The sequence below is a fragment of the Emticicia sp. GW821-FHT11C11 genome, assembly GCF_058808615.1.
In genome coordinates this window covers 1,270,533-1,283,260 of sequence record NZ_JBXARV010000001.1, presented here as the reverse complement: position 1 = coordinate 1,283,260, position 12,728 = coordinate 1,270,533, and the positions used below count along the sequence as shown (strand labels likewise).

Sequence of the window (12,728 nt, the reverse complement as noted above, 5' to 3'; positions counted from 1 at the left end):
AAAATAATTAAATTTTCAGGCTTTTGAGTGTTTTACGATTCTACTTCAATTCGTAGCTGACCGTAAAAAGAAAGAGCATTACTAGAATATCTAACACAGGCACCATGCTTACTTTAAAAGCAAAATCATAGTTTTGGCGTACAAACGCAATCCATGAAATGATCTGTGTTGAGATAATGAGAATAGGTAAAGCAACTAGTGTTCCGAAAATCAACGATGCCTGTTCACTTGTTCCGGTGTTGAATACAAAAGGCGACATGACGGCGCCAAATGCAGCAGGAACCAGTATGACCAGCATGATGATGTTGGCAATTAAACTGCACGTTTTCATACAGGTTAGTATTTAAAGGGTACAATATTAACCAAATATAAAAAATATTCGGAGAAATTCTATATAACTGACACTAAAAAAAGCACGAAGCCTTACGACCCCGTGCTTTTATCTTTATCATTATTCGAAGTATTACTTCGCAATTTCCATACTTACCTCACGTGCATTGATGGTCTTGCCTTGCATGCCATCTAATACTTTTTTCACGTCTTGTTGAGGAATCTCAACAAAACTGAATTTGTCATAAATATCGATTTGTCCGATAGCACGGCCTGCAATGCGGGCTTCAGAAGTAATGGCACCTACAATATGGTTAGGAGCAACATTATCTTTGCGCCCTACGCTGATAAACAAGCGTACCATATCTGCTCTGCCAGAACCACGGCTACCAGTTTCCTGACGTCTGTCTCTTGGTTCGAAACGACGCTCTCCTCCGCGTTGTTGGTCTCTTCCACCAAGCTCACGGCGTCCGGCATCTCTGCTACCAAAGCTGCCTCTTGAATCCTTTCTTTCAAATCTTGAATCCTGAGTTCTAGGCTCACGATAGCTATCAGATAGCTGCGCGTCAGAGAATTCGCTGTTCACACTACCTACCTGCATTTTAATCAATGCGGCCATAATCTGTGCGTCAGAGTATCCTTCTTCGCTCAATTCGCCTACGATATCTTCATAGAAATTATCAACTCCTGCAAGTAGGGATTCTCTTACCTGCTCCAAGAATTTACGATGACGTGTCTTAACTAATTCATTGAAGGTAGGAATCGTTCCTTGTTCAATTTTTACTTTGGTATAGTTTTCAATGTCGCGCAGACGGTATTTATCACGACCTGAGATAAGCATAAAAGCTTTTCCGGTTTTACCTGCACGGCCTGTACGACCAATACGGTGTACGTAATATTCCAGGTCTTGCGGTACATCAAAGTTAAATACGGCATCAACACCCGATACGTCAATACCGCGCGCGGCTACGTCAGTAGCTACCAGAATAGTGGTTACTCCCGCACGGAACTTACTCATTACCTGTGAACGCACCTGCTGACGCATATCGCCATGAAGCCCTTCTGCTGCATAGCCGCGTACTTGCAAATCACTCACGATTTCATCTACTTTCGACTTGGTATTAGCAAACACCAGCATCAATTTCAAATCATATACATCTATCAGGCGGGTCATCACTTCCATTTTAGCTTCTTTACGCACGGCAAAGAAAAACTGCTCAATGTTGGCGTTCGAAACCTCTTTTTTCAATGTCTTTATGATTTCAGGAGTTTTCTGAAAACGTTTGGTAATTGAAAGGATTTCGGGTGACATAGTAGCCGAAAACAATAATGTTTGTCTTTCAGTTGGTGCGAATGACAAGATTTTTTCTATATCTTCACGGAAACCCATATTAAGCATTTCATCGGCTTCATCAAGGATAGCCATTTTTATATTGCTCAAAACGAGTGTTTTACGCTCAATGTGGTCCATAATACGGCCGGGCGTACCTACTACAATCTGTGAACCTTTTTTCAAGGCAAGAAATTGGCGTTCATACGATTCACCGCCATAAATAGCAGCTACGTTTAACCCTTTTTTGTACTTCGCCAGTTTCTGAATCTGCTCTTTTACCTGCAATGCCAACTCACGCGTTGGGCACATAATCAAAACCTGGGTGTTTCTGTCTGTTTCATCAACTGCTTCTATGGCCGGTATACCAAAGGCTGCAGTTTTGCCTGTACCTGTTTGCGCCTGACCAATTACGTCACCACCTCGCATTGCAACAGGGATAGCGGCTGACTGTATAGGAGTAGCATACTCAAAACCTAATTCTTCAATTGCACGAAGAACATACTCCGAAAGCGGAAGCTCGGAAAATTTTACTGATTCCATTAAGGATAAGATGTTTTTAGTCGGAACCTACACTGCCGTTCTCACGCAAAACCGTGAATTGCCCCGAATGCCGAAAAATAATAAAGCGAACGATGAGAACCATCCGTTGCCTGCTCTGAAAGGAATTTGAAAGAAAGAGAAACTCTTTGTGTCGAATTTTTATTAACGCAGAGGCCCAATCGGATGTGCCTTTTATAAAACTTATGCAAAACTAATATAAAACTTATTATTTACCAACTATTTCGCCAAAATAATTGTATTTTTTCTAGAATAGTGACCTTCCAATGTCCGGAAAATCACTATTCCAATATCAAATATTATTTATCCAATTAATTCAGTTTTGTAATGGCCTGATAAACCAGCACTTTAAATTTCTCTCCTAAATCTGCATAGCTGTTCGGCACCTTCTGGGTCATAATCAAACCGATGATTCCTTCTTTGGGATCAGCCCAATAAGTAGTGCCGTAATACCCACCCCAGTCAAAAGTACCTGCCGACGGCGGAACCCTGTTCGCTTCTTTTTCTGTAGTAAGGGCAAAACCCAGACCGAACTTTTTATACCCCAGATTAATGTCTCCGATCTGGTTATGAATCATCATGTTAACTATAACCGGGCTTAGCAATTGCTGTCCGTTATATTTACCGCCATTAAGCACCATTTGCAGAAAAATAGCGTAATCTGTCACGGTTGATACCAAACCACCACCACCAGAAAAATAAGTACCCTTCAATTTAGAATAGGTCCCCACGGCCTCAGGTGCTTTTATTACTTTTTTGTCTTTGTCTTCCGTGTTTAATGTAGCCAATCTGTTGAATTTCGACTCCGGCAGATAAAAATAAGTATCATTCATACCCAAAGGTTTGAAAATCCGGGTACGCAGAAACTCATCGAAACTCACACCCGAAAGTACCTCTACTAAATAACCGAGCACATCTGTATTCAGACCATAAGTGAATCTTTCTCCCGGGTTGTGTGCTAAAGGCAATTTTGCCAGCCTGTTGATTGCATCTTTCAACGTGTTAAAGGGGGTGTCAACCCCACTGGGAATATTATTCTTAGCATAAATGGCTACAGCTTCTTTTGAACCAATTACCGGATAACCAATACCTGAAGTATGTGTCAACAAATCTCTGATCGTGATTTCTCTTTTGGCAGGCGTTGTGGTGTAGCTGCTGTCTTTTTCATTGAACTTATCAACCAACACCGGATTTTTGAAAGACGGTATGTATTTTGAGATGGGGTCGTCAAGCAGAAATTTACCTTCTTCATACAACATCATGACAGCAACACTGGTAATGGCTTTGGTTTGGGAGGCTATCCGGAAAATGGCATTTTTGTCCATAGCCGTTTTCGCAGAAATGTCGTCGTAGCCATAGCCTTTATGATAGACCGTTTTGCCGTTTCGTGCTACCAGAACCACTACTCCTGCCATATACGATTTGTCGACATACTCGTTAATTACTTTGTCCATCCTTTGTAATCTTGTTGAACTCATGCCCTGGCTTTCGGGAGTGCCGGAAGTTAAAGTTTGTGAAAAAACCAATTGATTCAATAACACAATCAATGCAAGAGAATAGAAATATTTCATAGTAATTCAGGTTTAGAATAGATAATCATAGGTATATAAGCTTTTAAAAACAAATATAAAATTTCCTGATGATTATACTAACAAACCTAACCTATTTTGCATACGGATATACCCGGGTTTACTACTGTAACCCTTAAATTATTCAAAGAATTTGAATACATTTGAATCAGATAAACAACCCTGACATGATTCGCGAATCTTTTTTCGAGACCGATAACAAAAAGCGTAATATTTTTTATCAGAAATGGTTACCGGAGCAGAACACCAAAGGGATCATCGCTCTGGTACATGGGTTGGGTGAACACAGTGGCCGCTATGAACATGTAGCTGAGTTTTTCACTATGCATAATTATGCAATGATTGCCGTTGATACCTACGGCCATGGCCAGACCTCGGGCAAGAAAGGCCATGCCGACTCAATGGAAAGCTATATGGAGCAAATCGACCGCCTACTTGAACTGGCCCGACAATCTGCACCCGACAAACCAGTTTTTCTATATGGCCATAGTATGGGTGGCACCCTGGCACTCAATTACTTGTTCAGGTATAAACCGGCAGTTGCCGGTGTTATTGCTACTGCACCGGCTGTTCGTCCAGGTTTTGCGCCACCCAGATTATTGCTGGCCATCGGCCGGATCGCCAGACTGATCGCACCTTCTTTCACTCAGGCTAATTCACTGGATTTAAACAACCTGTCGCACGACCCACAGGTAATTGCTGCGTATAAAGCTGACCCACTGGTGCATAATCAGGTCTCCGGCACTGTCGGGCTTGGTCTCATAGAATGGGGAGAATGGTTACTCAATCATGCAAAGCACTCCCCTGCCCCATTACTGATTATGCATGGCACCGAAGACAAACTAACCAGTTATACTGCCAGCAAAGAATTAGCAACGAAGCTTTCGGGTGACGTTACTTTTAAAAGCTATGAAAAACTTTATCACGAGCTGCACAATGAGTATGAAAAAGCAGTTGTATTCAATGACTTGTTAAATTGGATTGAAACCCATACCTGATGCTCAAGTGAATGCAGCTATGGCATGGCTTTTTCATTTATTACACACACAACCTTTCTGATAACACAACAAAATTTATACTTTAGATGAAACTCTCAGTCAGTTGCCGGCTTGATTATGAAACAGAGCAGAATACACCGCTCATATTAATGCTTCGGCCCCGAAGTGGCTATGGGCAGTGGATAATTAAGGAGGAATACCTGCTGCAACCGGCTGTGCCTGTTACCGAGTACACCGACCTTTACGGTAATCTTTGCCAGAGGATATTTACGCCTGACAGTAATTTCACGATTCAGACATCGGCCATTGTAGAAGTAGCCGACCAGATTGACGTAGATTTTAATGCTAACTATGTACCCGTACAAGAACTACCACACGACACACTGATTTATCTGTTACCGAGCCGCTATTGCGAGTCGGACAAGCTGGGTAATTTGTCGATTTCAATTGTAAAAGATCAAAACACAGGTTACGAACAGACGGAGGCAATCAGACAATGGATAAATGAGAACATTCGTTATGAATACGGGCATAGTACGGCATCTACCTCTGCACAGAATACGGCTGACAGCCGGATAGGCGTATGCCGCGATTTCTCTCATCTCGGTATAGCCCTCTGCCGGAGTATTAACATCCCCGCGCGCCTGGTTGTAGGCTATTTATATGACCTGAAACCAATGGATTTACACGCCTGGTTTGAAGCCTATTTAGGCGACAGATGGTATACATTTGACGCCACACAAACCAACCCCAAGGGCAACCGGGTAGTATTAGCCTATGGGCGTGACGCCGCAGATGTCGCTCTGGCAACCCAGTTTGGTAGCATGAACCTGACTCAGATGCAGGTATCGGTAGAGCCGGCTTAAGAATAACGATTCCCCTAAACACCCTATGCATGTCTCGATTTAATATATACAGTTCTTCTGCCGGGTCGGGAAAGACCTTCACTTTAACCAAGGAGTACCTCAAACTTGTACTCGGCACCGAACGCCCATATTACTTCAAACAGATTCTGGCTATCACTTTTACCAATGATGCAGCAACAGAAATGAAAGATCGTATTCTGGATGCATTGAAAGATATCAGTGATGAAGAACATTTCGGAGAAAATGCCAGATACTGGACAATGTTCCTCATGATTGTAGAAGAGACAGGCCTGCCGGAAGAAGAAATCAGGAAAAGAGCCGGTATTGTGTTTAAGAATATCATTCAGGAATATTCAGATTTTGCTGTAAAGACTATCGACAGTTTCGTCAATCAGCTCGTCAATGCATTTACTGAAGAACTGGGTCTGCCTTACAATTACGAAATTGTACTGGATACCGACAGGGTGATGACCGAAGCAACCGAACGATTGATTGAAAAAGCAGGGAATGAAGAGTATGCCGATGTAAGCCTGATTCTGGAGAACTTCATCAAAGACAAAATAGGCGATGGCCAGAGCTGGAACTTCGTAACTGAAGAACTGGCAAAGTTTGGCAGTCACCTGATAAACGACCAGTTCTATTCATTACTGATTAAGCTTGACGGACTAAGTGATAACGACTTCTCAGAAATTTCGAACAATATTCATAACTACCTCAGTTGGTTTGAAAATACTATCAGAGGTCTGGCTACAAACGGTATCCGGTTAATTGAAGGACAAGGCCTTACTCCGGACGATTTCACGCAGAAAGGTAAAGGCATTGGTGGCTATTTCTATAATATGCATGACGATTTTGAGAATGAATATTATACCAAAGGCTCACCAAACAGTTATCACTGGGCAGCTATCAGAGATGATAAATGGTATAGTGCCAAAGGCACACCTGCTCCGGTACAGGCAAGTATTGACGGCATCAAAGAAGACCTGAAAGAAGTTTTCTATGAAATGCAGGATTTCAAAGATAAAAATCTAAAAAAATACACGCTCTATAATCTTCTTCGGCCGAACCTCCGGAAGCTGTCTTTGCTAAAGAAAATCAAAGACGAGTTTGACGAGGTTTTACAGGAGAAAAATCAGGTGTTTATTGCAGAATTTAACCGAAAAATTCTCCATATTATTCTGTCAGAACCTGTACCTTTTATTTATGAGCGCATTGGCGAAAAATACAAGCATCTGTTGATTGATGAGTTTCAGGATACATCAGACATGCAGTTTTATAACTTGTTGCCACTCATCGAAAACTCCCTTGCCGGTAATAATTTTAACCTCGTTGTAGGTGATGCCAAGCAGGCCATCTATCGCTGGCGTGGAGGAAAAATGGAACTGATTGTACATCTGTTTAAAGGTAATGTAGGGGCATTGGTTAAAAGTCCGCTCGTTCAGATGTATCAGGTAGAACAATTTGCTGCTATCAGCAATTTTTTATCTCCTCAGTCGCTTAACACCAATTATCGAAGCGCTCAGGAAATAATCGACTTCAATAACCGGTTCTTCGAAGCTGCCCTAGAAAGATATACTCCAGAATTTCAGTTTCTTCCGCAAGTATATGAAGATTTCAGGCAGGAAAAACCTGCGCACGCTCCTGTTGGTGGACACGTTCAGCTCGAATTCCTTGAATATACCAAGGGAAGCGATACCATGCTGAACTGCATACTCGACCTCATTGTGCAGGTATTGCAGCAAGGCTACAGCCTTGGTGATATTGCTATTTTGTGTCGCCGAAACCGGGAATCTGCTGCGGTAGCGGACTACCTGACGCAAGCCGGGTATCAGATTATATCCCGTGACTCCCTCCTACTCAAAAACTCCCCATTTGTGCGTCTGCTGATTGCGTTCATGCGCGTAATTAATCAACCTGATAACCGACTCGCAAAATCTGAGGCGGTCTATTTGTTTTACCAGACCATTCTGAACAAAATCCCGGACAGCGAAGCAAACGCTGAATTACAGGCGCTGGCTGAAAACCCCAATTCAAGGGCATTTTATCAGATTTTTTCCCGGCATGGCTATACACTCGACTCCCTGATGTTAATAAAATCGGGGCTTTATGAACTAACCGAAAAAATTATTGATGCGTTCGACTTATTCAATCGTACCAATCATAAAAACTATCTTTTCAGATTTTTGGATGTCGTGCTTAATTACAGCTTAAGAGAGAACAATCATTTGCAGGATTTTCTCACTTATTGGGAAGACAAAAAAGACAGTTCTGCCTTATCGGTCAAATCACCTGCAGAACAGGACGCCATCACCATTACCACTATTCACCGTTCGAAAGGATTGGAGTATCCTATTGTTATCATTCCATACGCGCATTGGTCTATGCGCCCGCAAAGTCAATCAGAAATATGGACAGATCTCGAAATGCTGGCTTATGAAGAATTAGTTCACCAATCTGAGCAGAAAAGTGTAAGATTACTTTCGGCTCCGGTTAAGTTCAGCGAGAAGTTGAAAATGACCGAGCTCACCGACCAGTATAACCAGGAAATGCAAGCCACTTTTCTTGAAAACCTGAATATGCTCTATGTAGCTTTTACAAGATCAGCCCACCAATTATATGTTATATCACAGAAAAACTTTCATGGTAAAATCCAGGGAGTTGGTGAGCTGATACGTGATTATCTTCAGACTGAAGGCATTTTTAATAGCGAATTGAATTTCTACGAAATAAATAAGGGTCAGTTCATAAGAAAACACGATAAGAAACCGGCTGCCGACGATACGCTCCTATTGAACAAGATAATCAGCGAAGACCGAAGTGATCGCTTACGATTAAGAAGACTATCTGAGAAAATATTTGACACTGAAACATTGGATAAAACCAAGGATAAATACAATAAGGTACGCGCTGCGCTTGCCAAGATATTCACGAGGAATGATATCCCTAATGCCCTCAGAGAATTAGAATTTGAAGGAATCATCACCAGAAATGATTATAAAACAATACAGGAAGCAATAGAAAGAATTATCGACTTACCGGCCTTATCTTCTCTTTTTAAAGAGGGGCTGAGCATAGAAAACGAAAGAGAGATTCTACAACCCAATGGCGACATCAAACGCCCTGACAGGGTAGTTTTAAAAGATCATGGGGTGTATATTATAAATTATAAAGCTTATGGAAGCCTTGAGGCGTTAAAAATTGAGAGAGACAGCAAAGAGATAAAACAAATAGGAAAACTTTACCAGCAAATGGGCTATGAGAACCTCAAACTGATGCTTGTTTATCTGGAATCGGGAGAGGCGGTAGATGTGCTATTATAAAATAAGCCGGATATCAAGTAATGAAACTGATTAAAAACAGGAGGCAGTACGAATATCTGCCTCCTGTTTCCTTTTTATTCCTAAAATAAGTAATGCCTATTCTTCTCTCTCCGCACGTCTTCCCCATCTGTGGCGCATTCTGTCTTTGAATAAATCTCTTTCTTCTGGGCTCATTCTTTCCAGCCGTTCTGCCATTCTGTTTTTCCAGAAATGTCTTCCTCCTTCAAAACCACCCCAACGACCACCACGAAATCCGCCAAAAAGTATTTTAGATAATGCTAGCAAACCTAAAGCCTGAGTAAAGCCTATTACATCGAGCCCGAATATATCAGGTATGAGCCAGTTCCATAAACTCATTACCACAAATCCGCCGAGCAATATAAACCCTGCTACAAAAGCAAACCCTTTTAAAAACCATAATCTTCTCATTTCTGTGTTCATTTAATATTTTAAAATTTGTTTTTCTAATTTTTTCAAACTGTTTTTACTCGCCTCTGCTTCAAATCAGTGTCGTTTTAACTAATCGTCAAATAAGTCTTCATATAAATACCTGAGTCTTTCCCGCAGATATAAAACGGCCTTCCTTTTTTCTGAAATCAGAACACTCTCTTTTACTGCGGTTATGGCCGAAATCTCTTTGAATGATTTGTCTTCCAATTCGTGCATTTCAAATACAAACCGCTGATGACCGGGTAACTCCTCCAACGCATCTGAAAGAGCCTCCAGAATGGTTTCCTGCATCATGGGATCCCTCGTTGAAGAATCGTTCAGCACATCAAACAATGACAACTTCTCGTCTCCTTCTTCGGTCTCATTCATTATTTCTTCCAATGCATCGGTTCTCTTTCTTCTGTAAAAATCGTTAATTTTATTTCGGGCGACAGTAAAGAGCCAGGAAACAGTCTGATCAATAGGCTTGGTCAGTCTGTACATTTCCACCAGTTCATAAAAAACATCCTGCAGCACATCTTCAGCGTCAGACAGTGAAGGCACCCGCTGCCGGATAAATCCCAACAGTCTCTGCCTTTCGCCTTTGATGGTTTGCTGTATTTCTTTATTTTGTTCGGTGGTTGTCATCAATTATCTAACATTGCCTTTTGATTCTGTAGACGCCCGGCATTATTTTTTATTAAATTTTAGTGAAGAACGGCTCGAATTGTATTTAAATGGTAAATAATTAAATACATTTGTAATATACTTCACCTGACTCTAAATGCTTTGTATTTATGAGAAGAATCATCGTCTGCTGCAGTTTAATTATTTCTTTAATCAGTTGTCAATCAGAAAATTCTGAAAGGCAACAGGCCGACAGTTCTATAGCTTACCCCGATAGCGTACTTATCGAGAAAATTACCGTTGATACTTTATGCTTTGAAGAAAAGATAGGAAAAGACATAACCAACGTCAGGCTGATTATCAGTGGAGATTCTATCACCGGAAACATGGAATGGTTGCCATGGGAAAAAGACCGCGCAATAGGTACTCTGAAAGGCAAAAAGAATGGCAATGAAATAATTGCCGATTACGATTATATGATTGAAGGCTCTAAACAATTAGAAGAAAAGATTTTCATTTTGGAGGGTGATAAACTTTTGGTAAAAGGCGGAGAACTGGAAGAGAAAAATGGCAAACTGATTATGAAAGACCCCGCCAGAGCCACCATAGCACAAACGCTTACCAAACAGGCTTGCCAATAAAAAAGGGGTATTAATTACCCCTTCATCGTTTATTCTCCGAAAAGATTACTGCTTAAGTAACGGTCGCCTCTATCGCAGCAGATAAAGACAATCGTACCGCTATCCAACTCCTGTGCTAATCTGATAGCCGCTGAGGCCGCACCTCCACTGCTCATACCTGCAAAAATGCCTTCGGTTTTAGCCAGCTGACGAGCCATATCAGTTGCCTCGGCTTCCGAAATATCCATAACTCTGTCTACCCGCTTCGGGTCAAAAATCTTTGGCAGATAGGCTTCCGGCCATCTTCTTATACCCGGAATCGACGAGTTTTCAGTAGGCTGGCAACCGATAACCTGTATATCAGGGTTTACCTCTTTCAGAAACATGGAAGTACCCATAATGGTACCCGTTGTACCCATAGAACTCACAAAGTGGGTGATTTTCTGCGCTGTATCGCGCCATATTTCGGGGCCTGTAGTTTTATAATGCGCCAGATAATTATCAGGATTAGCAAACTGATTCAATAAAAAGTATTTACCTGTGCTTGCCTGTGCTTCTGCATAATCTCTGCATTTTTCTATGTTATCAAGCAAAATCACTTTTGCGCCAAAGGCTTCCATTGTGAGGGTCCGCTCACGGGTAGAGTTAGACGGCATCACTAATTCAATATCCAGGTCGAACAAACGGGCAATCATCGCCAGGGCAATACCCGTGTTGCCACTGGTAGCTTCAATCAGTTTTATACCCGGTTTAATATCACCACGTTCTACCGCACTCCTGATCATATTCAAGGCAGGGCGATCTTTCACACTTCCGGCGGGATTATTCCCCTCCAGTTTACCATAAATCTTTACGTCAGGATTTGGATTCAGTTTTGTTAACTCTACTAATGGGGTATTTCCTACCAGGTCAATAATGGTCGCCATTCCAAACTATTTTATGTCTTCAGGTTTGCTGTACTATCAGTTATTTCAAGAAACGTGGAGACTAGACAACTTCACGCTCTACTACTTTTATTTCGGGCTTATGATAAACCATTGAGTAGGCAGGTACCGATCGGGTAAGCCACACGTTACCACCTATAATAGAATGCTCACCAATAACCGTACTCCCTCCCAGAATAGTGGCCCCTGAGTAAATTACCACGTGGTCTTCCACTGTCGGGTGGCGCTTGGTGTTTACCATTGACTTATCGACACTCAAAGCACCCAACGTAACACCCTGATACAATTTTACATGCTTGCCGATAATACTTGTCTCTCCTATTACCACTCCTGTGCCATGGTCAATGAAAAAGTGCGCGTCTATCTGTGCTCCTGGGTGAATATCTATCCCAGTTTTTGAATGGGCATATTCTGTCAATATACGCGGTAACAAAGGGATTTGCAGCAAATGCAACTCGTGCGCGAACCGGTAAAACGAGATTGCATAAAAACCCGGATAAGCTCTCACTACTTCAAACTCGCTTTTGGCGGCAGGGTCACCGTTCAGAATTGCCTGTATGTCCGTTTTCAGGACTTCGTATATATCAGGAATCTTCTCAAAAAAATCGCTTGCTTTCTTCTCTGGATTACAATCTTTGCATTGATAAGTGGAAAGCAGAATATTTCTCAGCTCCAACTCAAGATTCTTGAATTGAATTTCAATCTCTTCTCCCGACCGGAAATACTCCTTGGTTTGCTCCGGAAAAAGCAAACGTATAATCCGCAAGGCCCATGCAGAAATATCCTTGGTTGGCGGCACCGGCTCTGTATCCTGATGCTTATCAAAAATATGTTGGAAGAAAAGCTTATTCATAAGCAAATGATAAAATCTTGTCTGATAGATTAGCGAATATCAGCATAACATCCAAAATGATGCCGCTGTTCCTGATAGTAACGAAATTGATTAAAAAAGAGTAAAAGTAAATTTAGGTATTTTTTTGACACGATAATCAGTTACCGTCTTTTTTACGCTGGTGCATGGAGTGTTCTGCACTGCATTACTGCCAATATGTCAGATTAAGGTTATTTTTTAGTCTCTTGGAATATTAATTGTAATAATCAGAACATTGTCTTA

Annotated in this window: 11 protein-coding genes; 4 read left to right on the top strand and 7 right to left on the bottom strand. The window is 41.6% G+C overall.

Annotated elements, in window-relative coordinates; genetic code table 11:
• Positions 1–40: 40 nt before the first annotated feature.
• The 3 genes from AC1RRY_RS05470 to AC1RRY_RS05460 all read right to left on the bottom strand — a co-directional run bounded on the left by AC1RRY_RS05470 (position 41) and on the right by AC1RRY_RS05460 (position 3,792).
• Positions 41–331 (bottom strand): hypothetical protein, encoded by a 291-nt coding sequence (locus tag AC1RRY_RS05470; protein WP_492817621.1) that lies wholly within the window; start codon positions 329–331, stop codon positions 41–43.
• A 132-nt stretch (positions 332–463) separates the two neighbouring features.
• Entirely contained in the window at positions 464–2,203 is a 1,740-nt protein-coding gene (locus tag AC1RRY_RS05465) for a DEAD/DEAH box helicase (RefSeq protein ID WP_492817622.1), read from the bottom strand.
• 329 nt (positions 2,204–2,532) lie between these two features.
• On the bottom strand, positions 2,533–3,792 hold the full coding sequence (locus tag AC1RRY_RS05460) for a serine hydrolase domain-containing protein (protein ID WP_492817623.1): 1,260 nt from the start codon (positions 3,790–3,792) through the stop codon (positions 2,533–2,535).
• Positions 3,793–3,977: 185 nt separating this feature from the next.
• Between AC1RRY_RS05460 and AC1RRY_RS05455 the strand changes: the two genes are divergently transcribed.
• From AC1RRY_RS05455 to AC1RRY_RS05445, 3 genes are all read left to right on the top strand, one after another.
• Complete coding sequence (locus AC1RRY_RS05455; protein ID WP_492817624.1) at positions 3,978–4,808, top strand: alpha/beta hydrolase; 831 nt, start codon at positions 3,978–3,980, stop codon at positions 4,806–4,808.
• Between the two features lie 86 nt (positions 4,809–4,894).
• A complete protein-coding gene (locus tag AC1RRY_RS05450) occupies positions 4,895–5,674 on the top strand; it encodes a transglutaminase domain-containing protein (RefSeq protein ID WP_492817625.1) in 780 nt (259 codons plus the stop codon).
• 29 nt (positions 5,675–5,703) lie between these two features.
• Positions 5,704–8,994, top strand: a complete 3,291-nt coding sequence (locus AC1RRY_RS05445; RefSeq protein ID WP_492817626.1) for a UvrD-helicase domain-containing protein — start codon at positions 5,704–5,706, stop codon at positions 8,992–8,994.
• Between the two features lie 96 nt (positions 8,995–9,090).
• Here AC1RRY_RS05445 and AC1RRY_RS05440 read toward each other — a convergent pair whose 3' ends face one another.
• Both AC1RRY_RS05440 and AC1RRY_RS05435 read right to left on the bottom strand, forming a co-directional pair.
• Positions 9,091–9,423: a hypothetical protein gene (locus AC1RRY_RS05440; protein WP_492817627.1), complete on the bottom strand. Its 333-nt coding sequence runs from the start codon at positions 9,421–9,423 to the stop codon at positions 9,091–9,093.
• A gap of 90 nt (positions 9,424–9,513) precedes the next feature.
• Positions 9,514–10,071: an RNA polymerase sigma factor gene (locus AC1RRY_RS05435; RefSeq protein WP_492817628.1), complete on the bottom strand. Its 558-nt coding sequence runs from the start codon at positions 10,069–10,071 to the stop codon at positions 9,514–9,516.
• A 149-nt stretch (positions 10,072–10,220) separates the two neighbouring features.
• Between AC1RRY_RS05435 and AC1RRY_RS05430 the strand changes: the two genes are divergently transcribed.
• Positions 10,221–10,691 carry a hypothetical protein gene (locus tag AC1RRY_RS05430; RefSeq protein WP_492817629.1) on the top strand — a complete coding sequence of 157 codons (471 nt, stop codon included), beginning with the start codon at positions 10,221–10,223 and terminating at the stop codon, positions 10,689–10,691.
• A gap of 29 nt (positions 10,692–10,720) precedes the next feature.
• Here the strand turns inward: AC1RRY_RS05430 and cysM are convergent, their stop codons facing one another.
• Together cysM and epsC are read right to left on the bottom strand one after the other, a co-directional pair.
• The gene (gene cysM, locus AC1RRY_RS05425; RefSeq protein ID WP_492817630.1) at positions 10,721–11,596 is read right to left on the bottom strand and encodes a cysteine synthase CysM; all 876 of its coding nucleotides are present in this window, start codon (positions 11,594–11,596) and stop codon (positions 10,721–10,723) included.
• Positions 11,597–11,657: 61 nt separating this feature from the next.
• A complete protein-coding gene (epsC, locus tag AC1RRY_RS05420; protein WP_492817631.1) occupies positions 11,658–12,467 on the bottom strand; it encodes a serine O-acetyltransferase EpsC in 810 nt (269 codons plus the stop codon).
• Positions 12,468–12,728: the final 261 nt, after the last annotated feature.